General features: G+C 38.3%; 21 protein-coding genes and 1 other annotated feature. Of the genes, 4 read left to right on the forward strand and 17 right to left on the reverse strand.

Annotated elements, in window-relative coordinates:
• Positions 1–114 precede the first annotated feature (114 nt).
• The gene (locus M9R32_RS05125; RefSeq protein ID WP_269925660.1) at positions 115–513 is read left to right on the forward strand and encodes a globin domain-containing protein; all 399 of its coding nucleotides are present in this window, start codon (positions 115–117) and stop codon (positions 511–513) included.
• On the forward strand, positions 510–1,322 hold the full coding sequence (locus M9R32_RS05130; protein ID WP_269925661.1) for a ClpXP adapter SpxH family protein: 813 nt from the start codon (positions 510–512) through the stop codon (positions 1,320–1,322). Before M9R32_RS05125 ends, M9R32_RS05130 begins: the two co-directional genes overlap by 4 nt.
• A 405-nt stretch (positions 1,323–1,727) precedes the next feature.
• Here the strand turns inward: M9R32_RS05130 and pepF are convergent, their stop codons facing one another.
• The 10 genes from pepF to M9R32_RS05180 form a co-directional block, all read right to left on the reverse strand.
• Positions 1,728–3,545 carry an oligoendopeptidase F gene (gene pepF, locus M9R32_RS05135; RefSeq protein WP_269925662.1) on the reverse strand — a complete coding sequence of 606 codons (1,818 nt, stop codon included), beginning with the start codon at positions 3,543–3,545 and terminating at the stop codon, positions 1,728–1,730.
• A gap of 64 nt (positions 3,546–3,609) precedes the next feature.
• Positions 3,610–4,758, reverse strand: a complete 1,149-nt coding sequence (locus M9R32_RS05140; RefSeq protein WP_269925663.1) for a competence protein CoiA — start codon at positions 4,756–4,758, stop codon at positions 3,610–3,612.
• A gap of 104 nt (positions 4,759–4,862) precedes the next feature.
• Positions 4,863–5,531, reverse strand: coding sequence for an adaptor protein MecA (gene mecA / locus M9R32_RS05145; protein ID WP_269925664.1), 669 nt, complete (start codon positions 5,529–5,531; stop codon positions 4,863–4,865).
• A gap of 265 nt (positions 5,532–5,796) precedes the next feature.
• Positions 5,797–6,192, reverse strand: coding sequence for a transcriptional regulator SpxA (gene spxA, locus M9R32_RS05150; protein WP_162920212.1), 396 nt, complete (start codon positions 6,190–6,192; stop codon positions 5,797–5,799).
• 408 nt (positions 6,193–6,600) lie between these two features.
• Positions 6,601–7,806 carry a putative glycoside hydrolase gene (locus tag M9R32_RS05155; protein ID WP_269925665.1) on the reverse strand — a complete coding sequence of 402 codons (1,206 nt, stop codon included), beginning with the start codon at positions 7,804–7,806 and terminating at the stop codon, positions 6,601–6,603.
• Between the two features lie 140 nt (positions 7,807–7,946).
• Positions 7,947–8,888: an ABC transporter ATP-binding protein gene (locus tag M9R32_RS05160; protein ID WP_269925666.1), complete on the reverse strand. Its 942-nt coding sequence runs from the start codon at positions 8,886–8,888 to the stop codon at positions 7,947–7,949.
• Entirely contained in the window at positions 8,888–9,943 is a 1,056-nt protein-coding gene (locus M9R32_RS05165) for an ABC transporter ATP-binding protein (protein WP_269925667.1), read from the reverse strand. Before M9R32_RS05165 ends, M9R32_RS05160 begins: the two co-directional genes overlap by 1 nt.
• Before the next feature lie 17 nt (positions 9,944–9,960).
• Positions 9,961–10,980, reverse strand: coding sequence for an oligopeptide ABC transporter permease (gene opp3C / locus M9R32_RS05170; RefSeq protein ID WP_269925668.1), 1,020 nt, complete (start codon positions 10,978–10,980; stop codon positions 9,961–9,963).
• Entirely contained in the window at positions 10,980–11,912 is a 933-nt protein-coding gene (gene opp3b, locus M9R32_RS05175; RefSeq protein WP_269925669.1) for an oligopeptide ABC transporter permease, read from the reverse strand. Before opp3b ends, opp3C begins: the two co-directional genes overlap by 1 nt.
• Before the next feature lie 197 nt (positions 11,913–12,109).
• Complete coding sequence (locus tag M9R32_RS05180) at positions 12,110–13,846, reverse strand: peptide ABC transporter substrate-binding protein (protein ID WP_269925670.1); 1,737 nt, start codon at positions 13,844–13,846, stop codon at positions 12,110–12,112.
• A gap of 243 nt (positions 13,847–14,089) precedes the next feature.
• Between M9R32_RS05180 and M9R32_RS05185 the strand changes: the two genes are divergently transcribed.
• Both M9R32_RS05185 and trpS read left to right on the forward strand, forming a co-directional pair.
• On the forward strand, positions 14,090–14,437 hold the full coding sequence (locus tag M9R32_RS05185) for a DUF3899 domain-containing protein (protein WP_269925671.1): 348 nt from the start codon (positions 14,090–14,092) through the stop codon (positions 14,435–14,437).
• A gap of 54 nt (positions 14,438–14,491) precedes the next feature.
• Positions 14,492–14,714 (forward strand) — a binding site (T-box leader).
• Positions 14,715–14,940: 226 nt separating this feature from the next.
• On the forward strand, positions 14,941–15,927 hold the full coding sequence (gene trpS / locus M9R32_RS05190) for a tryptophan--tRNA ligase (RefSeq protein ID WP_269925672.1): 987 nt from the start codon (positions 14,941–14,943) through the stop codon (positions 15,925–15,927).
• A gap of 667 nt (positions 15,928–16,594) precedes the next feature.
• Here trpS and M9R32_RS05195 read toward each other — a convergent pair.
• From M9R32_RS05195 to M9R32_RS05225, 7 genes are all read right to left on the reverse strand, one after another.
• The gene (locus M9R32_RS05195; protein WP_269925673.1) at positions 16,595–18,436 is read right to left on the reverse strand and encodes an oligopeptide ABC transporter substrate-binding protein; all 1,842 of its coding nucleotides are present in this window, start codon (positions 18,434–18,436) and stop codon (positions 16,595–16,597) included.
• Between the two features lie 71 nt (positions 18,437–18,507).
• Positions 18,508–19,419 carry an ABC transporter permease gene (locus M9R32_RS05200; protein WP_269925674.1) on the reverse strand — a complete coding sequence of 304 codons (912 nt, stop codon included), beginning with the start codon at positions 19,417–19,419 and terminating at the stop codon, positions 18,508–18,510.
• Positions 19,420–19,450: 31 nt separating this feature from the next.
• On the reverse strand, positions 19,451–20,413 hold the full coding sequence (gene opp4B, locus M9R32_RS05205; RefSeq protein ID WP_269925675.1) for an oligopeptide ABC transporter permease: 963 nt from the start codon (positions 20,411–20,413) through the stop codon (positions 19,451–19,453).
• A gap of 1 nt (position 20,414) precedes the next feature.
• A complete protein-coding gene (locus M9R32_RS05210; RefSeq protein ID WP_269925676.1) occupies positions 20,415–21,362 on the reverse strand; it encodes an ABC transporter ATP-binding protein in 948 nt (315 codons plus the stop codon).
• A complete protein-coding gene (locus tag M9R32_RS05215) occupies positions 21,359–22,408 on the reverse strand; it encodes an ABC transporter ATP-binding protein (protein WP_269925677.1) in 1,050 nt (349 codons plus the stop codon). Before M9R32_RS05215 ends, M9R32_RS05210 begins: the two co-directional genes overlap by 4 nt.
• A gap of 487 nt (positions 22,409–22,895) precedes the next feature.
• Entirely contained in the window at positions 22,896–24,131 is a 1,236-nt protein-coding gene (gene fabF, locus M9R32_RS05220; RefSeq protein ID WP_269925678.1) for a beta-ketoacyl-ACP synthase II, read from the reverse strand.
• 110 nt (positions 24,132–24,241) lie between these two features.
• Complete coding sequence (locus M9R32_RS05225; protein WP_269925679.1) at positions 24,242–25,177, reverse strand: beta-ketoacyl-ACP synthase III; 936 nt, start codon at positions 25,175–25,177, stop codon at positions 24,242–24,244.
• Positions 25,178–25,181: the final 4 nt, after the last annotated feature.

Below are 25,181 nucleotides of genomic sequence, written 5' to 3' on the forward strand. Positions count from 1 at the left end.
TATTGCAAAAATGAATCTGAAATTAGATGGAAGAATTACCAAAATCGATTTGTTTGAGAAATATCCGTGAGGTTGATAGAATGGGAATACAGCGAAAGCAAAGGAGTTTATATAATGACCCGAAAACCTATTATTCCTTATGAGGAAATTGGTCCGGATAAATTGTCGCAACTTGTTGATGCGTTTTACGAGAGAGTCGCGGCACACCCAAAGCTTAAGCCTATATTTCCAGATGATTTGACGGAAACCGCTCGTAAACAAAAACAATTTCTGACTCAATATTTAGGCGGACCTAACATTTATTCACAAGAACACGGACACCCCATGTTACGTGCCAGACATATGCCATTCCCTATTACACCCGCTAGAGCACAAGCCTGGCTTGAATGTATGCATGAAGCAATGGATGAGGTGGAGTTAGAAGGAAAAATCCGCGACGACTTTTATCATCGCCTTGTACTAACGGCTCATCATATGACGAACCGGCCAGATCAAGAGGAGGAAATCGTGTGAATAACTTGCAGATTCCGCCCGAAGCGATAGTTTCTACGAGTTCAACAAAGCCAATTGAGCTTTATGCATTTATTGATCCACTATGCTCTTCATGCTTTGATTTACAGCCGATTTTACGAAAATTACAAGTCGAATATGAACAATATTTTACGTTACGAGTTGTTCTGAGTACGAAGCTCTCTACATTGAATTCAGTCTGTACAGACGATTCGTTGGATGCTGATGATTTTACCCATCCTGCCCTTCCTTCTGTAGCCATTAAAGCAGCAGAACTTCAAGGAAAACGAGCAGGAGTCCGATATTTACAAAAGCTTCAGGAACAGTTTTTCCTTGATACTAAAAATGTGGCTTCCTTCTCAAACCTTTTGGCTATTGCGGAAGAAGCACAGTTGGATGTAGAAGAATTCAAGTCTGATTTACAGTCAAAAGAAGCTACTCGCGCCTTCCAATGCGATCTTCACATCAGTCGTGAAATGGAAGTCAATGAGTCACCTAGTATGGTATTTTTTAATGAACATATTGAAGATGAAGGCCTGAAAGTATGTGGTGTGTATTCTTACGAAGTATACGAGCAAATTCTAGCAGAAATGTTGGATATGAAACTCAGCCGACAAGAACCACCTACACTTGATGAACTTTTCCAACGCTACCATACGTTGTCTACCAAAGAAGTCGCATCTATTTACGGTGTAACAAATTACGCTGCAGAGCGAGAACTAAAGAAACGCACTTTGCTCCAACAGTTGGAACGCATTCCTTTGGCTGATACGAATCAATGGAGATTAAAATCTTATATGCAAAAAGTATAAAGTTAAACTTTTACAAGAAGCCCCCCATGCGATTGAAACTCTCGCGTGAGGGGCTTTTGTGCTGGTAGGGCATATCATTAATTAATGAGTAATTTATAAAATAGGATCAGTCAATAAATATAAAAAACAAAGAACCGCCTTTCCATTTCTGGAGAGACGGTTCTTTTCACAAAGGGGATGGGAGAAATGTTCACGTTCAAACAAAGGGGTGTATGTTTGTATGTGATTTATTTCACATCTAAACGATATCATGACATAACGAATAAATCAATCTTTCACAATCTTTTTCACAAAATCGTCATAAGGTAAGCGCTTCCAAGGTATTCTTCTCATTTTCCTGTTTTACTGACATTATTTCGATATAACGAAAAGACCTCCACTCAAGAAAAGTGGAGGTCGAAATTATTATTTTAATAGAAGACTTTCAAGTTCTGTAAGCTTCTCTTCAAACACTTTACATGCCTCTTCAATCGGTGCAGCAGATGTCATATCTACTCCTGCTTTCTTCAGCACTTCAATCGGTGTATCTGAACAACCCGCTTTTAGGAATTGATTGATATAACGATCAACTGCTGGTTGGCCTTCAGATAGAATTTGATTGCTCAAAGCTACTGCAGCACTGTAACCCGTTGAATATTGATACACATAATAATTGTAATAGAAGTGAGGAATGCGAGCCCATTCAAGACCGATTTCTTCATCAACTACCAAATCATCACCAAAATATTTTTTATTTAAGTCATAATAAACTTCAGTTAGCCTATCTGCCGTCAGTGCTTCCCCGTCTTGATTCATTTTGTGAATTAAATGCTCAAATTCAGCAAACATTGTTTGACGGAATACTGTTCCACGGAAACCTTCCAACCAATAGTTCAACAAGTAAATGCGTTTTTGCTCATCCTCAATTGTCTTTAGCATATATTCATTCAACAATGCTTCATTGCAAGTAGATGCAACTTCGGCAACGAAAATCGAATAGTCCCCGTAAACAAATGGTTGATTTGCACGTGAATAATAACTGTGAAGACTATGACCGAATTCATGTGCCAACGTGAACAGATTATTCACATTATCTTGCCAGTTCATCAGAACATATGGATTTGTTCCATATGCCCCAGACGAATATGCTCCTGAACGTTTACCTTTGTTCTCAACAACATCCACCCAGCGGTCTTCTAATCCCTTTTTAGCAATGGATACATACTCTTCACCTAGAGGTGCAAAGCTATTTAGCATGATCTCTTTTGCTTCTTCATATGGAATCTCCATTTTCGCTTCTTTAACTAGTGGCGTGTATAGATCCCACATATGCAATTCATCTACACCTAATACTTTCTTACGTAAAGAGACGTAGCGTTGCAATAAGTGCAAGTTTTTGTTTACTGTATTGACCAAATTATCATAAACTTGCTCAGGAATGTGATTATCAGACATTGCCGCATGTCGGGCAGAATCATAATTACGGATTCGGGCATTCACGTTATCACGCTTGACATTCCCTGCTAGAGTTGAGGCAAAAGTGTTACGAAACTTCCCGTATGTCCCGTACATTGCACGGAAAGCATCTTCACGTACTCGACGGTCTCCGCTTTCAAGTAATCGGCTGTAGCGGCCATGAGTCAATTCCAGCTCTTCCCCATTTTCATCCTTAATTGTTGGAAATTCTAAATCGGCATTGTTCAACATCCCGAACGTTTCTGAAGAGGCATTTGCTACTTCAGAAAGTTGAGCCAGTAAAGCTTCCTGTTCAGCAGGCAAAACATGTGGACGCATTTCGTTTATTTCCTTTAATACTTGTTTGTACAATTGCAATCCTTCATGTTCCTCAAGATAGTTTTTAACTTTGTCTTCTTCCAAAGCCAAAAGTTCTGGAGTCATAAATGATAGACCTGTAGATACTTTTACAAGCAACGTTTTAATTCGGCTATCCATTGCTTGGTAATGGCTATTAGTAGTGTCTTGATCATATCGCATGTGAGAGTAAGTGTATAAACGATAGATTCGCTCCAAGACTTCATCTTTATAGGTAAAAGCATTGAAAAGAGCTTCTGCCCCGTTATTGAACGTCCCTTTAAATGAATCTGCCTTTTCAGCAAGCTCACTTACTTCTTTGTATTCACTTTCCCATGCCTCATCACTTGAAAAAATATCTTCAAGTTTCCATGTTAATTCAGTTGGTACTTCACTGCGTGACAAAATTTTGTTTTTTGTTTCTGTTGTCATTTCCGTTCCCCCTCAAATCGATTTAATAGAAAAATCGAATAACTTCTATATTTTCTCAATTTTCCTAACGTTTTGCAACTATAAACCTATGAAAATGTTCGAATAAATATGATTCACTTACTAATTGTTGTGAGACTAATTCAGTAAAATTATAATTAATACTCTGCAGTAATTGACAGTATTTCTGGATTACATCAATCGCCAGTTTTAAATCTAGTACTCTGCAGTGCTCAATTAGAAAAGCTTCAATCAAACTTTCATTAACATTAGCCAAATCTACTTGCTGATTTGATAGCCAGCAAATTAGTGCCAACTGCCATTCGGTTAAATGATGATAAAAAACTTGTGATCCTGGTATAGGAAAGCCAATATACAATGGCAATTTTTCAGGAAGAATCCGTTGAAGATAGCAATCATTTAAAAATTTATCCCTTGCTCCGAATTTGCTAGTAAAAATTCGATTGGTTAAAAACTTTAAACGTTTATGTTGATAAATTCTCCAATATTGTTTTTGTTCTATTTCTGTAAGTGGTTTTACACGTGCAAAGGCAAAAGTTTGGTCCTCAATTGATAAGGTACAAATCTTGGATATAAATGATGTACCGGTGATATGTACAAGATGGCTGAAGTAAATAAATTGAGAAATGGATGGATTATAAGTAATTAAAGTGGGATTAGATGAAGAATCCATCCCAATAAAAGATTGCTCAAACTTTGATAATTTGATCAACGTAACTCCACTTGTATTAAAATTATTTGGTGAACGGAGTATCCAAACAGTAGGAATTTTTATTCGTCTATAACCACTATTTCTTTTTTCAATATCCTCGATCGGAATGACACTACATTGAAATTCGATGGCATATAAACTTTTGTTTTTTCGAATTAATAAATCTGGGCGTTGGGAAATTTTAGGGACAAACGCTTCAACCTCTACGTTATAACCAATACGTGTAAAGAACTCGGCAAGCTGCTGTTTCCCAATTAAATGTGTGGGGGATTCTCTTTCAGAAAAAGAAGTAAAGCAATCAGTCAAAACGATATGCGCGAAATGTGGAGTAACGACTTTTCCAATTTTCAAGCGTAGGGGGTTTCCACATTGGGGACATGCAAATTGGCTTGTAGATCGTAAATGTACCAGGTGTTCTCTTGTCATTTGTCTTTCCAAAGTAAAAATTTTATCATTATCTTTTTTAGCCGTTAATATATACACTCCTCCTTTCCCTCATTTTACGAATATTTCGATAGATTAGCAAATTAGGGAAGCATCATACATAGAAATAAACATAAAAAAAACCTCCCCGTTAAGGGAGGAGTTTAACTGAAATATTTAATTATTTGTTCAAATACTTCATCGGCCATAATTTCTTTGCCATACTCTTTCATTCGGTGAACCGTCACGGTTGAACCTGACGTATATTCAGAAAGTATGCTGACCATATTTTCAATTTCCTCGTCATTCATTAGTTCCGCATCTGCTTTTACGTATAAGTAGTAACGTTCTTTATAAGCGAATAAAGACGTTGATACATACGAAGGCAAATCAATACGCTTAGCTAATGGAATCAAATCTTCAAAGTCATTCACTAAAAAAGTGAATTCACTTTGGGGTTCATTTGAATCAGTAAAAAGACCACCATATTCATCATATGATTGCGCGTCTGATGAACTCTCAGACATATTAGAAAAGTATTGACCCTTTTCATCCATTTCAAATGGAGAGTCTACTTTCTTTCCATCACGATTAATTTGTGCCCGAGTTACTGTCACTTCAAGTCCTTTGTCCATAGCATGAACTTGAATCCATAATGGACCTTCGACTTCAAAGTCCGATTCATCATTAATTTCATCCATCATTTCCCAAAAGAGTTCTTCGCTTTTATCTCGATTAAACCAAATTTCGTCTCGGCTGAAGCCTCTTTTTTCAATGTCGATGTATGAAATGTAGAATTTGACTGTGTTTTCATTAATGCGTTCGATATCCATTTTACACATCTCCCTTCGATCGCTTTTAAAGGGATTCCCCTTTTTTCAGCAACACTTCAAGCCGCTTACCGATACAGTGTCTGTTTCTATTGTATGACGGTCCAGAGGAAAATGAAAAGGATATGCTTCTACTCTGGAAAATACAATTTATTAGCATTGTAGTAGAGCGCGCTAAGAATGGCAAGCTGAAAAATGCAAAATGACTGACGATTTCTTCTCAATTAAAATTAAAAGAAGAATTCATCAGTCAATTTTCCGTAAAAATTTAGTTAACCATACGTTGAGCTTCAAGCAATTGATAAGCTCGAACTTTACGAGGTAAGAAACGACGAATTTCATCTTCGTTATAACCTACTTGCAAGCGTTTTTCATCCAGAATAATCGGACGACGAAGTAGCCCAGGATGTTCTTGAATTAATTCGTATAAACGTTGTAAAGGTAAGCTCTCCACATCAACATTTAATTTTTGGAATATTTTAGAACGAGTTGAAATGATCTCATCTGTACCATCTTCAGTCATTCGAAGAATTTCTTTAATTTCGCTAATACTTAGCGGTTCCGAAAAGATGTTACGCTCAGTATATGGAATGTCATGCTCTTCTAACCATGCTTTCGCTTTTCGACATGATGTACAGCTAGGAGAAGTAAACAATGTAACCATCATAGGAACACTTCCTTTCAAATGTGTAAACAAGTTCGAGTATATTGTAACGACTTTTAATTTAGAATTACTTTAATATAGGTTACTAAAATTTATTATACACCATTTTTGACCTTTTTAATATAGATTCTGAAGAAAAAGTCAAGTAATTTAATATTGGTTCACATTTTGTTAATAATATGTAGATACTGCATGCATTGGCTTGTTTCCTGATCCTACACATTTAAAATATACCCGCATCTCAACCATTTTAAACACTACATTTTCACAGCGTTTCCAATTCTCATTTAGAAAATGAAAATGACAATGTGTTTTTTATCTATATTAAATAATACGTTTAAAACACCCAAAAGGTTTCATTTTTCAAAAAAAAAATTCCCTTTCATTTGAAAGAGAATTTTTTTGTTATTATGGCGTGTAATCAACACCAGGCGAATAACGATTGCCGGCATTCCACAGTAAATATTCTTTGATTCCAGCTTCATTTAATGCGCGAATTTGTGCTTCCACTTCCTCAGCACCGTATTTTTGGTAATTACCTGCTCCCAAATAGGATGCTGTGAAATCTTGCAACCATGGACGTGAGATTGGTGGAGTTTTCAGTTTGCCCAAAGTAGCATTTTCTGCCTTTGCATATTCTTGAACAAGTTTGTACGGTTCTAAATCAGGCTTGGCAATGCCGAAATAAGATGTCCAGTGACTTGGGTAAATCATTGAAGAAATAACATCAACATTTTCAGAAATTTTCCCGAAATTCTGGCCAATTCCTGGCGCTTCCGGTAACGTCGCAGCATATCCGAAGATATCCACAGAAACCTTTACATCATAAGGTTTTAATTGTTCACGTGCATATGCGACAAAATCTGTAACCGCTTGTACTCGTTTCTGCACATCATCGTTCTTAGATGTTGCATAGTCACCTTGACCGTATTTCAGTGTATCTGAACGCGTTTCAAAGCCTTCTGGGAAGCGTACATAATCAAACTGTATTTCCTGAAAGCCCATTTTAGCTGCTTCAATCGCAATTGCGACATTATGATCCCATACCTCTTTCATGAAAGGGTTTACGAATGATTCTCCACGTCCATTTTTCCAGACTTCAGTCCCTTCTACAAAGGACAATTCAGGTTTCGCATTAGCAAGTTTTGAATCTTTGAAAACCACTACACGGGCAATTGGATAGACTTGTTTCTCTTCCAAAACCTTTAACATAGCTTTTGGATCTTTCATATACGGGTTACCAATATTTAATGATTTCAAAGGTGAATCATCAGCTGGAACATAGGTCAGATCACCGAAATCATCTTTAATATCAATAACCATGGCATTCAATTCTGTGGAATCCATTAACTTCAGTAAATCGTTAAAACGAGCACCACCTGCTGAGTGCCCTGTAACATATACCCCCCGAACAGCATCAGGGTAGGTAAATTTCAGTCCTGAATCATATCTGAACAATTTGGAAGCGGCAATCAGTTCTTCTTCGACTTCCGTGAAGCCATATGTACGTTCCGTAAAGTCTTGGTTATGTATTTCGTTTTCTGCTTGCACTGCAGATGGCATTAGTAATGCTGCAACTAAAGCACTTGTTGCTACGTATTTATTTATTGTCATAATTTGTACTTCCTTTCTATTCTCTACCATTTTAGCAAGTATACGTAGGCTTTTAAAGGTTCAATTGTCTTATATCAAACAAAAAAGCCATTCCTTTTGGAGGAATGGCTCATTTCATTTTCACTATCTAATACAGATAATTAAACGCGTGCAGCAGAAGTTAATTTTAACGACTCAAATTCGCGTTCTGAACAGAATACAAAGTGGCCAGGTGTAACTTCACGCATTGCGATTTCTTCGCCATCTTGATAATTATGAGACGCAGGGTCATATGATTTACGTACGCGTGTGCGCTCATAGTTAGGATCTGGAAGCGGAATTGCTGATAACAATGATTGAGTGTATGGATGCAATGGATTCTTATACAACTCATCAGCAGGAGCCAATTCAACTAATTTCCCGAAATACATAACACCGATTCGGTCGGAAATGTATTTAACCATCGACAAGTCATGTGCGATAAATAAATAAGTCAATCCTTTTTCTTCTTGCAACTCTTTTAACAAGTTCACGACTTGAGCTTGAATGGAAACGTCAAGTGCAGAAATAGGTTCATCAGCAATAATGAACTCAGGATCTACTGCAAGTGCACGAGCGATACCAAGACGTTGACGTTGGCCACCTGAGAATTCATGTGGATAACGGTTAGCATGTTCCTTGTTAAGACCAACTGTCTCAAGAAGCTCATGAACACGATCTTTACGCTCTTTTGCATTTTTAGTTAAGCCATGAATGTCTAATCCTTCTGCAATAATATCCAAAACTTTCATACGTGGATTTAAAGATGCGTATGGATCTTGGAAAATCATTTGCATTTTACGGTTAAAGATTTTTAAATCCGACTTAGATTTCTTTCCGTGAACATTAACTCCATCAAAAATAACTTCGCCGTCTGTTGCATTATATAGGCGGATGATTGAACGGCCAGTTGTAGATTTCCCACAACCTGACTCCCCAACCAGTCCAAGTGTTTCACCTTTGTATATATCGAAGCTAATGTCGTCAACTGCACGCACTTCATTAGCTTTGCCTTCATTGAAATATTGTTTTAAGTTTCTAATTTCGAGCAATTTTTCAGCCATCAGCGCGCAACTCCTTCATAGTATCGACTTCCCGGGAATTTCTTCATGCGCTCCACAATAGCAGCTGGCGGTTCGACTTGAGGTGCATCCGGATGTAATAACCAAGTTGCAGCGTAGTGTGTATCGCTAACTTGGAAAACGGGTGGAGCTTGTTCCAAATCGATTGCAAGTGCAAAGTCACTACGAAGTGCAAATGCATCCCCTTTTGGAGGATCCAACAAATCAGGAGGTGTCCCTGGAATAGCATATAATTTCTCATCTGCTGAATCCAAAGATGGCATTGAACTTAATAATCCCCAAGTATATGGATGTTGTGGGTTATAGAATATTTCATCTACTGTACCCATTTCAACAATGCGTCCACCATACATGACAGCTACACGATCCGCCACGTTTGCCACTACTCCCAAATCATGTGTAATGAAGATGATCGATGTATCGATTTTCTTTTGCAGGTCTTTCATCAATTCCAGAATTTGAGCTTGAATCGTTACGTCTAGAGCTGTTGTTGGCTCATCCGCAATCAAAATCTGAGGATTACATGCAAGAGCAATTGCAATAACAATACGTTGGCGTTGACCACCAGAGAATTGGTGAGGATATTGCTTAATTCGCAATTCCGGTTTTGGCATACCAACCATACGTAATAGATCAATGGCAATTTTCTTCGCTTCTGTTTTGCCTACTTTTTGGTGCTTTAACAATGGTTCCGTAATTTGACGGCCGATTGTCATTGTAGGATTAAGAGAAGTCATTGGATCTTGGAAGATCATTGAAATATCTTTACCACGGATTTTTTGCATTTCTTTATCTGAAAGCTTCGTTAAATCTTTGCCGTTGAACAAGATTTGTCCACTTTTGAATTCTGAACTTGATTCTGGTAAAAGACGCATAATTGCTTTTGTAGTTACTGATTTCCCTGAACCAGATTCACCAACAATCGCCAGCGTTTCCCCTTTTTGCAAATCAAAGTTTACACCACGGATGGCTTTAACTTCACCTGCAAAAGTGTGGAAGGAAAGCTGAAGGTCTTTAACTTCTAAGATTTTTTCCATTGTCGCTTTCCTCCTTCTTAATCTTTCATTTTCGGATCTAGTGCATCACGTAATCCGTCCCCGAGTAAGTTGAACGCAACCATCAATAAACTCAAGACAATCGATGGGAACATCAAAATATGCGGTTGGAATTTAATTAGTTTATAACCATCGTTAATTAATGTACCAAGTGATGCAGCCGGTGGTTGTAAACCAAGACCGATAAAGCTTAAGAAAGCTTCGAAGAAAATCGCACCCGGAATTGTAAACATCGTGTTGATAATAATAATTCCTAGAATGTTAGGAAGTAAATGTTTAGAAATGATACGGTTGTTACTTGCACCTAATGTACGTGAAGCCAATACGAATTCTTGGTTTTTGTATTTCAAAACCTGTCCACGTACAACACGTGACATCCCGATCCATCCAGTAATGGTAATGGCGATAATGATTGCCATAATACCTGGATCCATTACGAGAATCATTAAGATAACAACAACTAAGTTTGGAATACCGTAAAGAATTTCAACGATACGTTGCATGATATCATCTACGCGTCCGCCATAATATGCGGAAATACCGCCGTAGAGTACACCGATGACCATATCAATGATCGCTGCAACAAATGCAATGAATAATGAGATTTGAGTACCTTCCCATACACGTGAGAACATATCTCGTCCTAAACCATCAGTACCGAACCAGTAGTAAGTGTCTACTTTTTTCAGTTCGTATAAATCAACATCAGTACCTGCCATGTTCCCTACTCCATCCCAGAAACCAAGGTTTTCAAAACCTTGAACTTTAGGTGGTAAGTTTGCATGAGTAAGTGTTTGTGTCTCGGCATCATGTGGACTTAACATTGGTCCGATAAACGACATAAGGATAATTAAAATTAAAATTACAATGCTGACGATGGCCGCTTTGTTTTTACGAATGCGTAACCATGCATCTTGCCAGAAGCTTAAACTTGGTTTAGAAATACGTTCTGCTGCACTGCTATCGATCGTAATGCGCTTAAAAGAATCAGCAGGTAATTTATCTAGATTTTGTGTCATTAACTATTACCTCCTGATAAACGGATACGTGGGTCGATTACTCCATAAAGAACATCGACAACTAAAATAATGAAAATCAAGAATACAGAGAAGAACAAAGTTGTTCCCATAATAATTGAGTAGTCATTGATCATGATTGCTTTTACGAATTGCTCACCGATACCTGGAATAGCAAAGATTTGCTCGATAACAAGTGAACCCGTAAGTAATCCAGCAGCAACTGGTCCTAAAACTGTTACCAATGGAATTAACGCGTTACGGAAAGCATGTTTGAATGCTACTTCAAATCCGCTGGCACCTTTAGAACGTGCTAGAGTAATATAATCTGAGCTCAATACTTCAATCATTTCTGTACGGATGAAACGTGAAGCAATTGCTAGTGGTCCCATAGCTAATGCAATGGAAGGAAGCACACTGGACATCCAGCCGTCTTTCCAAAGTGCAACAGGGAACCAACCTAGTTGAACGCCGAACCAGTATTGTAGAGTTGTAGCAAAAACGAATGATGGAATGGAAATACCGATAATGGCGATTAATGTACTACCGTAATCCCAAATCGTATTTTGTCGTAATGCGGCAATCATCCCAAGGACAATACCGATCAGAACTCCTAAAATCATGCCTTGTGCACCAAGTAAGAAAGATGGTCCTAGTCGATTAATAATTAAATCAGTTACACTCGCTCCTTTGAACTGGAATGAGTTACCTAAGTCACCTTGTGCTAAATTTAGCATGTATTTACCATACTGAACTGGTAGTGGTTCATTCAAACCATATTTCGCCTCTACTACCGCTAGTTGGTCAGGGGTAAGTTTCGAAGCGGATGCAATAGGGGAACCTGGTAGCGTTTTCATTAAGAAAAATGTTGCCGTCGCAATCAGGAAAAGAGTAATGAACATATAAAAAACACGTCTTGCGATATACTTAGCCATTTTTGCACCTCCTAAGTGAATACGAGCAGAAATTAATCTACTAATCTATATAAACAGACGAAACTAGATGTTGTCAAAACCAATTTTTGAAAACAGCTAATTTTTGGTCAATTCATACTCATTTAAAAAGAGAGTATATGGCCCCATTGGATACCATATACTCTCTCTCTATGAGATTTTTTTATCTTAGTTAAAGATTACTCTTTACCTGAGATGTACGCCCATTTGTATGAGTAGTCTCCACCGAATGGGTGAGAAACAATACCTTTAACATAAGGTTGTACTAATGCCATTGTTCCGCGTTGGTAGATCGGAGCAATTGCATAATCGTCAGCAAGCAAGATTTTTTCAGCTTGAGCCATTGCATTCCAACGACCTTCTGCATCAAGAGCAAGTTCGCCTTTAGCTGATTCGATCAACTTGTCGAACTCTGGGTTAGAGTAAGACATTAAGTTATGAGAAGAACCTGTTACGAACAAGTCTACGAAAGTCATAGGATCTTGATAGTCAGGGCCCCAACCAGAAACTTGGATGTCATAATCTTGTGCTTCATCAAGTTCTAAACGAACGTTGAATGGTACTTCTTTAAGTGTAATTGTTAAACCTTCAAGGTTAGTCTCTAATTGAGATTTGAAGTACTCGTCCATTTTCTTAGAAAGGTCAGAGTCTCCACCTAAGATTTCAAGAGTTAATTCAGTAACACCTAACTCAGATAGACCTTTATCCCAAGCAGCTTTTGCTTCTTCAACGTTGTAAGTAGCTAAGTCGCCATTTACTTCACGGAAGTCAGCACCTTCTGCAGTGAAAGTGAATTCTTTTGGTACTAAGTAGTTAGCTGGTAATGAACCGTTAGCTAATACTACAGAAGCTAAATCATCTTTGTTGAATGCTTTAGCAAGAGCTTCACGAATGTTTTTGTTTGCAAGTGCTGTTTTTTCACCGTTACGTTCTTGGTTGTATTTGAAGTAGAAAATAGTTGGTTCTAATTCTTTTAATAGGTTTTCATCGTTAGCATATTGCATTGCGTACTCACCAGAAAGACCAGTACGATCTTTTTCGCCAGTTGTGTAAAGGTTAACTGCAGTAGCTACTTCTTTAACAACGTCGAAGTTGATTTGAGTAAGTTTTACAGTTTCTGCATCCCAATATTGTTCGTTTTTCTTCAGTTTCCAAGTTAAACCAGTGCCATCCCAATCAGTCATGATGAATGGACCGTTATAAAGAACTGTTTCAGAATTTGTTGCATATTTATCGCCTTGTGCCTTAACGAATTCTTCTTTCAGCGGGAAGAATGTTCCGAATGACATCAATGAGATAAAGTAAGGAACTGGACGCTCAAGAGTAACTTCAAGAGTTTTCTCATCTAGAGCTTTAACTCCAAGATCAGCAACTTCAGCTTTTTTCTCACCGATAGCAGTTGCGTTTTTGATTACGCCAGCCATCATGTAAGGACCGTATGGAGAACCAGTCGCTGGGTCGATAGCACGTTTCCATGCATACTCGAAATCGTTAGCAGTTACAGGTGAACCATCAGACCATTTAGCGTCACGTAATTTGAACGTGTAAGTTAAACCATCTTCAGAAATAGTTGGTTCCTCAGCAGCCATAGCTGGAACAGGAACATTTTCTTGATCTAAACGCATAAGACCTTCGTTTACGTTACCTAACATATCGAAACCAACTTGGTCTTCAACGATTGAAGAGTCCAATGATGGAATCTCAGCTACGTGGTTTAGGTTAAGGATTTGCTCCGCATCTAAAGCACCTTCAGCTGGTTCTTCTTCTGTTTCTGTTTCTGTGCCTTCGCCATCAGTAGTTTCTTCAGTGTCAGTTTCTTTAGCAGGTGCTGCTGGTTCATCTTTACCACAAGCTGCTAAGAAAACACTAAGAACTAGCATTAGGCTTAATAGCCAAACTAATTTGCTTTTCTTCACTTAAAACGACCTCCTTAAATATTCTGAAAAATTGTTACAAGGTTAATTATACATATTCAAAAAAATCTGTACAGTCTTTTTTTGAATATTTTTTACACTTATGTAACAGAAAGATTACAAGAGAATAACAAAACCGTTGGTAGTGTAAGGTTTTTCGAGAATTGTGAATAATTAATTCGTTTAGCGAAATTTTGATTTTTTCCGTCAATTCTTCTACAATGTGAGAAGGATTGAGGTGTTTTTATGAAAAAGAGTGTTATATGGTTTGTTGCTGCTCAGTTACTGATTATTGCAATGATGTTACTTATCTCGAAAGAAGTGTCCCTTACCTCTTATATAAACATGTCGTTTTTTGTGGGTGGAACAATCACTTTTATCGGCCTATTGGTTTATGTAGTATCGAATGGATTTTTCGATATTTTTACGATGAGCATGCGAAAAGTTTTTTCAACCAAAAGAAGTTTAGTGGATGCAGAATCCATGCGTGCCCCATCGGAATTACTTGATTTCCAGACGAGGCCTTTTTTCCAATTAGGTGGGTCCATTTTACTCGGAATGACCATAGCATTAATCATTTATTATTTGGGATAAATTGCACTTGATTTTGGAGTTTCTTCTATATTATAATGACAATCAAATTACATGTTAAATGCAAAGACGAAGAATAGTACTTTTGAATGGGTTGTCCAGAGAATCTGTATTTGGTGAAAACAGATCTTCCCATCATTAGGAATGGACTTCTGAGCATGGTTTGCGAACCGGAAATCGGTGTAGCTCATCACGTGTCTTCACGTTACGAAGTTAAAGAGGCCAAGATTCTTTGGCAATCTGGGTGGTACCACGGATTCACACATCATTCGTCCCTTTTTGAGGGAGAGTGATGTGTTTTTTTATTTTTAGCAGTGTTAAATTTTGTTGGCCATCTTCCGAAAAGACGTTTCATTTTCAGCTGTTCTACCACAAATTACTAAGTAGGAAACGGTATTCAATACGTGGGCTAGTAAGTAATTATAGTGAAAATCAGCGGAAACAGGACTTGGAACGGAAATCAACAACATCATTTAACAAGATCTCATTTTTGAGGAGGAAACCACTTGAAGAAAATTTTTTCTGGCGTACAGCCAACAGGAACGGTCACACTTGGTAATTATATCGGTGCGTTCCGTCAATTTACTACTTTGCAAGATGAGTATGAATGTATTTTTTGTATCGTTGATCAGCATGCGATAACAGTTCCACAGGATCGACTGGAGCTTCGTAAAAACATCCGATCACTTGCAGCCCTCTACTTGGCAGTCGGTATCGATCCGAAGAAAGCAATTTTATTTATTCAATCAGAAGTACCTGCTCATGCTCAGGCAGGATGGATGATGCAATGTATTTCATATATCGGTGAATTAGAGCGCATGACGCAATTTAAAGATAAGTCTTCGGGGAAAGACGGCGTTTCTGCCTCCCTTCTTACTTATCCACCACTGATGGCAGCAGATATCCTTCTTTATCAAACCGACATTGTGCCGGTTGGGGATGACCAAAAACAACATGTGGAATTAACACGTGATTTAGCTGAGCGCTTCAATAAACGCTACAATGATGTATTGACGATTCCAGACATTCGTTTGCCTAAGAATGGCGCACGTATCAAGGCTTTACAAGATCCACTTAAAAAGATGAGTAAGTCGGACCCAAACAAAAAGTCGACCATTTCTCTTTTGGATACACCAAAAGAAATTGAGAAAAAAGTTAAAAGCGCAGTAACAGATTCAGAAGGAATTGTAGCTTTCGATGTAGAGAATAAGCCAGGCGTCTCTAATCTGTTGACCATTGAAGCAGCTTTAACCGGTGTAACTATTGAAGCACTGGTTGAAAAGTACAAAGGTGTCGGATATGGTGATTTCAAAGTCTCCGTTGCAAAAGCAATCATCGATCACATCACACCGATTCAGGAACGTTATCAAGAACTATTGGTCTCTGATGAACTGGATGCGATTCTCGATGATGGTGCAAAGAGAGCACAAGCTGCAGCTTCCAAAACGCTCAAAAAAATGGAGAACGCGATGGGCTTGGGTAGAAAACGATAATTGTCATAAGAATAAATGATCCTAAAAATAAGAAAAAATCAGGTGTCTGGAATATAAATGTCCAGACACTTTTCCATGAGTAGCCGAGCGACAGATAATTTAAATACAACAAGATCTGCATCATACTAAGAACAATACATATGTAACTGATTAAGAACATTAACCATTTAATCATACAAGCACCCTTTTTCACTACTATATGAATCGTTTCTATCAAGTTAGTCATGCATGTTACTTTTTTATGGTACTTCTCATGCAAAAAAGACTCATTCCAATTAAAGGATGAGTCTTTTTTTGATAAGCAATGATAAAATCAATTTGAGGTTAATATTCCGCAAAACAGCTACGCTTTCCGCGGGCTTGCGCCGAACTAACTCGAACTGATCGTTCGTGTGGATTTCGACACTTCGCTTTTCCCGCTGGAGTCTACGCTATTTTGCTCCATATCTCTGAGTAAGAAGAAATTGCCGCTAAATGTTTTATGGTATGAGACAGAGAAATTAGGAGGAAAAGCTCTTCAATCATTGTCAAAATGTAGTGCCCCACAACCATCTATAGTAAAAAACGATTCTTTATGTGCCATCCACCATATCCATTGACTAACGCTAGATTGCCATAGAAAAAGACTCATCCTAATTAAAGGATGAGTCTTTTTGTTATCAATTAATTATTTAGAAGATTTAGCAGGGTCTTCAGAAATTAATGATACTTCGTTCCAGTCAAAGTTTGAAGAGTAGTCGATATCGTAATTCTTAACAGCTTTGTTAACTGGACGTAATTCTAAACGGTATTGAGTTGGAATGATTGGTGCATTTTCAGACATATATTCTTGCCATTCACGGAATTTACCTGCACGGAATTCAGGATCGAAAGCGTCTGGAGAGTCGATAGCAGCTAAAAGCTCTTCTAACTTCTCAGAAGTGTAACGGCTGAAGTTATATTGTGCAGTTTTTGAGTAAAGACCTGATGGTGATGGGTTAGTACCTGTACCCCATGCAGCCATGAAGATATCGATTTCTGGATCGTCAGCTTGAACTTTATCATAGAAGCTGTTGAATTCGATTGTACGACCTGTTGCAAGAGTTACATTTAAACCAACATCTTTCCAGTTTTGCAAGTAGAATGATGCGATATCTTCAGCGATATCTCCACCTGACATTGTAGCAAATTTAATTTCAAGCGGTTTTCCATCTTTGTTTTCACGAAGACCGTCGCCATCAACATCTTTGTATCCAGCTTCGTCTAATAATGCATTCGCTTTATCAACATCATATGAGTATCCTTCTAATGTATCATCATAGAATGATGCGAATACTGGTGGAATTAGTGAAGTTGCACGCTCACGTAAGTTGTTGTAATACACTTCAGAAACCTGTTCTACGTCGATTGCATAACCCATAGCTTGACGAAGTTTTACATCGCCCATCTTAGCATTTGGATCCATTACTACTTCGCTCTTCTCCATATCGTACTTACCAAGTTTGAAACCAATGTATTGGTAGTAAAGTTCTTTACGGCCAAGAATAGTAAGGTTATCGAAATCTTTAATTTCTAAATATTTGTCTGTGCTGAATGTGTTAGCTGTCATATGGTATTCCCCTGTTTGTAATGCAACAGAGATTGATGTAGAAGGAACTGTTTTAACTAATACAGCATCAAGTTTTGGAGCACCTTTCCAGTAGTTTTCGTTCTTCACGAATTGTACTGATTCACCAGGTACGATTTTGTCGAACTTGAAAGCCCCTAAAGTAACGATATTTTTACGTACAGCATCAGATTCAAGTAAACCTGCAACTGGAATATCTTTTAGGATATGGCTTGGTTCAGCTGAAGACCATAGACCGTCTCCACCACTGAAGATTGCTGGTGATAATTTTTTGAATGAAATTTCTAAAGTTGTTTCATCAACTTTTTTCAAACCAGAAATTGTGTCTGCTTTTCCATCATGGTATTCTACAGCACCAACGATGTTTTGGAAATCAGCGTCATAACGAACGCCTGTATAGTCTTTATGACCAATGATTAAGTATGGTTGCATTAAGTCTTCCACTTTAAGTGGCTCTCCGTCAGACCATTTAACGCCTTCACGGATTTTAACTGTTGCTTTGTTGTTGTCTTGATCAACTTCTAAACTAGCGATACCTTCGTCAGTCAATAAGAAGTCACCATCTGTTGCAAAAATTGCGTTGCTTGCAAATTGCATGATGTCTGCATCATAAGCATCTTCATATAATACTAGAGAGAAAATACCTTGGAAAGGTGAGTCATTAACTAGAGCTACTTTTAAAGTACCTCCATCCATTGCATCTCCTTCGTTCTCAACAGTCAGTGGGAATTGGGAAGTGTCTACTGCTTCTCCGCCATCTTCGCCATCTTCTTCACCATCTTCGCTTCCTTGTTCTGTACCTTCGTTATCTTTTGGAGAATCGTCGCCTTCGTTGTTGCATGCACCAAGTACAAGCATGAAAGCTAAAAGTAAAGCAAGTAATGTCCAAAGCTTTTTGTTCATTCCATTTCCTCCTTTTTATCTTTTCTTCTATATATCAAACGTTAAACGTTTAATACCAATATCACGTGGTTTTATCCTAATCGTTGTCTTGCATCCGCAGATCGGCGAATCGCTTGGCCGACATAGTTAATTGCCAACATCAGGAACAAAATCAATAATGCTGCTGGTAACCAAACCCACCATTTTTCGGAAAGTACAAGCGGATTATTTGCATAACTCACTAGTGTCCCCAAACTTGGTGTAGAAGGCGGTAAGCCGAATCCTAGATAGGAGAGGCCCGTTTCAATACCAACGTTTCCTGCGAAATTCAGTGTTAATTCAACAATTAATATAGAGCTTAAATTTGGCATCAATTTTTTAAGGATAATGCCACCGTCACTTGTACCCATTGTTTTTGAGGCATTGATGTAGTCTCTTCTTCCTTCTGATAATGCCTTGCTTCGGACCAATCGAGCAGTCCCTGGCCATAGAAATACACTTAATATCAGAATGAAAATTGGAATATTATATTTAGGTACAATCGTTACGAAAACAATAATAATCATTAATGATGGGATTGTTATAAAGAAATCAATGATGCGCATGAAGATATTATCAATCAGCCCACCAAAGTATCCTGTACAAAGCCCAATAATTATGCCCAAAATACCTGTTAAAACTGTGATTGCAATTGCAATCGTAATAGAATTTCTTGCACCAATAATTAATTGACCCAAAATGTCGCGGCCGCCTTGATCTGCTCCAAGGAAGAATTTCTCTCCTGGTTCTGCGAATTTATCTCGCAGGCTTACACGCATCATTTCTTGTTGATCAATTGTCAATGCCCAAATATAGATGGCTGAAATAACGGTTATTAGAGCTATCAAGGAAAACATAGCTAATTTATCTTTTTTGAATTCTCGAGCTATTACTTGAAATCCAGTAGGCGGAGAGCTTACTTGAGATTTCTTCTCTAAGCCTATACTTTCATTTATTTCATTCAATTGAATTCACTCTCCTTAACTATTATTTTCGTCAATCTATCCTAATACGCGGATCTACAATACTCATGATGATATCGGATAAAAGACTACCTAATAAAGTTGTGAATCCGAAGAGCATAACCAGTGCCGTTATGACACTATAATCACGTCCAGATATGGATTGAATAAAAAGTTGTCCCATCCCAGGGTAGCCAAAAATTGTTTCAATAAAAATTGATCCTCCGAGCAATCCCGTAATCGTGAATCCGAGGAATGCTGCTATCGGTAAAAGAGAATTTCGGAAGATATGCTTCGTATATACTTTGTTAATTGGAATTCCTTTACTACGTGCCGTGCGGACATAATCCATCGATTTAGCATCGATTACTTCCGTTCTTAAATATTGGATAACTCCAGTTGTACCAAGTAATGCAAATGTAATGGCAGGCAATAAAATATGATAAATCTTACTCCACAAGTATCCTATCGTGCCGGAATCATATTTAATGTCTACGGTACCACTAGTTGGGAACCATTGTAGCTTATAACCAAAGAAGAATAAGAAAATCAATGCCAGAACAAATACCGGAATTGCATAACTGATGAAGCTGTACAGGACGACGATTTTATCTAAAAATGAATTTTGGTAGCGTCCTGCGAGCACTCCTAGTGGAATAGCAATTAAATATAATAAAAATACACTCAGTAGCGACAACCATAATGTGTTCAGGGCTCGGTCACCGATTAAATCAGCAACAGCTACCTTGTATGTATAGCTTTTTCCGAAATCCCCATTTGCGGCATTCATAATCCAATTAAAGTACTGTTGGTACCAAGGATCATAAAAACCTGCTTCTTGACGTAATTCTTCAATACGAGCTGGATCAGTATCTGGAGTAATCATCCCAGTGAATGGATCTCCAGGCATGAATTTTGCCATGATGAAGATGAGTAAACTTAGCACGAATAACTGCGGAATCATGACCAAAACTCGTCGGATAATTGTTTTCCACATGTTAAATGCCCCCTTCCAGCGAATCCGTTTTCGCTACTTTATGCGTGTCGGAAATTGCTTGAAGATCATACACTCTTCCATTGGCATCAAAATATCGGTGATTTTCGACTTGGTAGCTTTTTTCGACATTTATTCTCTCAACTTTACGAACTGCGCGTGAAGCGGGTTCGATATTCGGAATCGCTGACAGTAAGCGTTTTGTGTAAATGTGTTCAGGAGCTTGATAAATGTCCTTCTTCGTACCTGATTCTACAAAACGTCCTTTATACATAATCGATATTTCATCACACATGTGTTTCACAACACCAAGATCATGAGATATGAAAAGGTAACTTAAACCAAACTCGTCTTGAATGTCTTTCAAGAAGTTCAATACCTGAGCCTGAACCGATAAATCCAATGCTGATACAGGTTCGTCAGCAATAATCAGTTTTGGGTTTGTTGCGATTGCACGAGCAATCCCGATACGTTGCTTTTGTCCACCTGAGAATTCATGTGGGTATTTATATTTTGCATCTTCTGGCATACCGACAATCGCCAAAAGTTCATTGATTTTTCTTCTCTCTTCTAAATCAGAGAGTTTCAAGAAATTGCGAATCGGTTCAGCAAGAATATCTTGCACTCGTTTACGTGGATTCAAACTTGAATGAGCATCTTGGAAAATCATTTGGATATCTCGGTTATACGCAGAATTTCGTTGACGACGTTGATTCGTCACATCCTGTCCTTCATAGAAGATTTTACCGGATGTTATTTTTTCAAGGCCGATAATTGCTTTTCCTGTTGTTGATTTCCCACAACCGGATTCACCTACAAGTCCGTATGTTTTGCCTTTTTCGAATTCCATATTTATGCCGTCAACAGCATGAACATGGTCAACGATTGTATTAAAGAAACCGCCGCGAATTGGATAATGCACACGCAAATCCTTTATTTCCATAAAACTCATGTCAAGCTTCCCCCTTCTTCACCTTCAAAGTGAAAGTGGTTCCAGCAGGTACATCTTACAAAATGTCCTGGTGCAATTTCGTGAAGTTGTGGATCTGCTTCGTGTGCTTCAGCTGGAATCCATGGAATCCGAGAAGCGAAGCGGCAGCCATTTCGAGGTAGATTCACTAATGAAGGTACTAAACCTTGAATGACTTCTAATTTTTCATTGTCACTATGTGTTTGTGGTATTGAGTTTAATAATGACCTTGTATAAGGATGCACAGGATTGCTGAACAACTCTTCAACCGTTGCTTCCTCAATTATTTGACCTGCATACATAACTGCTACTCGGTCGGCTACTTCCGCTACAACTCCTAAGTCGTGTGTAATTAAAATAATGCCTGACTCAGTTTCAGCTTGCAGATCTTTCAATAAATCCAAAATTTGAGCTTGTATCGTCACATCAAGAGCAGTTGTAGGTTCGTCCGCAATGATAATCGACGGCTTACAAGAGATTGCAATGGCGATAATAACTCGTTGACGCATACCACCTGAAAGCTGATGTGGAAATTGTCTGACGACTCTGTTTGGATTTGGTATTCCTACTTGATTCAACAGTTCTAACACACGATTCGTTCTCTCTTTTTTAGACATTTTCGTATGATAGATTAATGACTCTTCAATTTGATCTCCAATACGCATCAAGGGGTTCAATGCAGACAATGGATCCTGAAAAATCATGCCAATGTCATTTCCGCGTATGTTATTCAACTTTTCATCCGTCAATTTTGCTAAATTAAGACTTCTAAATTCAATTTCCCCGGTTATTCTAGTGTTGTTTGTATCATGAAGCCCAATGATGGAGGTTGCTAAAGTACTTTTACCGCAGCCAGATTCTCCAACAATCGCTAAAATCTCGTTTTTCTTTAAACTTATAGAAACGCCGTCCACTGCATTATAATATGTGTCTTTGACTCGGAAGCCAGTATGTAAATCTTTAATGGTTAAAAGTTCTTGAGTATTGTCCGCATGCTTTATTTTTGGAAGTTCTTGAGTCGTGTTCAAATGATTACTCCTCTCTGCAAATACTAAGTTGATTTGAAACTCTCTTACTCTTTTTAAAATAATCAATATTCTGTTAATTGTTCACCTAGTTGTAAATTCTATTACAGAATTATTACAACCGCAATACCTTTTTTGGAAATTTCCTAAATTTCCTTTAATTTGAATTGATGGTAACTCAATTAAACCTAGCAATATCAAGGTATTTGGTCATAAATTTTAAAATAAACAAAAATTAATAAAATAAATTAACATGACTTTTTGACTTATTCCTGTAATATTTCTTGGTTATTATTAGCTATAAAAAATTACGAAAATTTATTTCTTATCTTAATTATCTGAGAAACTAATGAAAATTATATGTACTCCTTAGGGAAATAATTTATGAAGCCGTAAAATTGGAAGAGGAATCAAGTTAGATGGCAACCAGTTGAGGATGTTAAAAAGCTGATCCAAAGGTAAGTTTCGCCTTTGAATCAGCTTCTATGTTTTATATTTTTTTAAACAATAGGGACGCGTTATGCCCGCCAAAACCAAGTGAGTTGCTCATTGCATACCCGATTTCTTTTTGACGTGATCCATTCGCTACATAATCAAGATCACAAATTGGATCTGGATTTTCCAGGTTCATCGTCGGAGGCAAAATACTTTCATGAATAGCTAGTGCAGTAAATACGGCTTCAATTCCTCCAGCCGCTCCAAGTAGATGTCCCGTCATGGACTTTGTTGAACTTATCGCAAGCTTATAAGCATGTTCCCCAAATACCGATTTAACTGCCATTGTTTCGAATTGATCGTTATAAGGTGTGCTCGTACCATGTGCATTAATGTAGTCAACGTCAGATGGAGAGATTCCAGCATCATTAAGTGCTTGTTGCATGGCACGTGCTGCACCTTCACCTTCAGGAGCCGGTGCAGTAATATGATGAGCATCCCCAGTTGAACCGTAGCCGATAATTTCTGCATAAATTTTCGCCCCACGTGCTACCGCGTGCTCATATTCTTCCAAAATAACAATCCCTGATCCTTCTCCAATGACAAATCCATCTCGATTGGCATCAAATGGACGTGAAGCGGTTTTAGGGTCTTGATTTAACGTAAGTGCAGTATTCGAACAGAAACCAGCAACTGACATATTGGTGATTGGTGCTTCTGCTCCACCAGAAATCATCACATCAGCTTCTCCGCGTTGAATTACTTTGAAAGCATCACCGATTGAGTTTGTGCCTGATGCACAAGCTGTCACGGTACATGAATTCATTGCTTTCGCACCGAAATGAATGGAAACTTGTCCGGCAGCCATGTCCGGAATCATCATTGGCACGAAAAACGGACTTACCCGGCGATAGCCTCGGTCAAGGAAAGTACGGAACTGTGCTTCATACGTTTCCATACCGCCAATACCCGACCCAATCCATACACCTGTACGAAGACCAAGTTCAGGTGATAACTCCAAATTGGCATCTTTCATCGCCATAATAGATGCTGCTAGAGCAAAATGTGTAAAGCGATCCATTTTTCTCGCTTCTTTTCGTTCTATATATGTTTCGATATCAAAGTCTTTCACTTCAGCAGCCACTTTTGCTGGGAAATCGTCAGGGTTGACGCGAGTCATTGGCCCGATGCCAGATCTGCCCTCTTTAATCCCTGCCCAAGTTGTTTCAATATCATTACCAAGCGGTGAAACCGCTCCTACACCAGTTATTACAACACGACGTTTTGTCATGATTTTATCTCCCTTCATGTTGAAACAAATTTATTTAAGATTAGCTGTCTAACATTCCATTCGAATAATAGGGTTGAATCCACTCCAATGGACAGTCCTTCAGAAAAACACTATCTTCCCCATTTTAAACAAATGGCCCCCCATGTTAAACCGCCGCCAAATCCAACAAGAACCACAACATCATCATCTTTCACTCTTCCTGCTAAAATATCTTCTTTTAGAGAGATTGGTATGGATGCAGCGGAAGTGTTCCCAAATTGGTTTATGGTTTTGGACATTTTCTCTTCAGGTAATCCTAATCGCTGTCTTGATGCTTCCATAATTCGAATATTCGCTTGATGAGGCACCAGGAAATCGACTTCGTCTTTAGTCAGGCCAGCTTTGTCAATAACATTCTCTGCAGATTCCCCCATTTGACGGACAGCAAATTTATATACCTCACGACCATTCATTTCAAGATAAGGTCCGTCTTGGAATAAATGTTTTCCACCAGAGCCGTCTGCACCAAGTTCGAACGATAAAATACCTCTGCCTTCAGAAACTTGACCAATGATAGCAGCTCCGGCACCGTCTCCAAATAAGACAGCTGTATTGCGGTCTTCAAAGTTCGTAATCTTTGATAGTTTTTCAACGCCCACAACAAGAACGTACGGGTAGACACCAGTTTCAACAAACTGCTTAGCTGTAATGACACCGTACATAAAACCAGCACACGCCGCCGAAATATCCATTGCAGCCGCATTCTTTGCACCGAGTTTTTCCTGAATCATCGTGGCAACAGTCGGAAAAGGCATATCTGGCGTAACCGTAGCCACTAAAATCAGACCAATTTGATGTGCTTCTATATCAGCGTCTTCTATCGCTTGTTTTGCTGCTTCGTAAGCCATATCTGATGTATTCACATCATCGTCCGCAAATCTTCTCTCTTCTATACCAGTGCGAGTTCGAATCCATTCATCGGTTGTATCCATTTGTTTTTCCAAATCAAAGTTTGTGACAACCCGTTCTGGCATATATCTTCCTAAGCCGATAATCCCCACACTCATTAGA

The sequence above is a fragment of the Paenisporosarcina quisquiliarum genome (assembly GCF_027563315.1).
GTDB classification, from domain to species: Bacteria; Bacillota; Bacilli; order Bacillales_A; family Planococcaceae; genus Paenisporosarcina; species Paenisporosarcina quisquiliarum.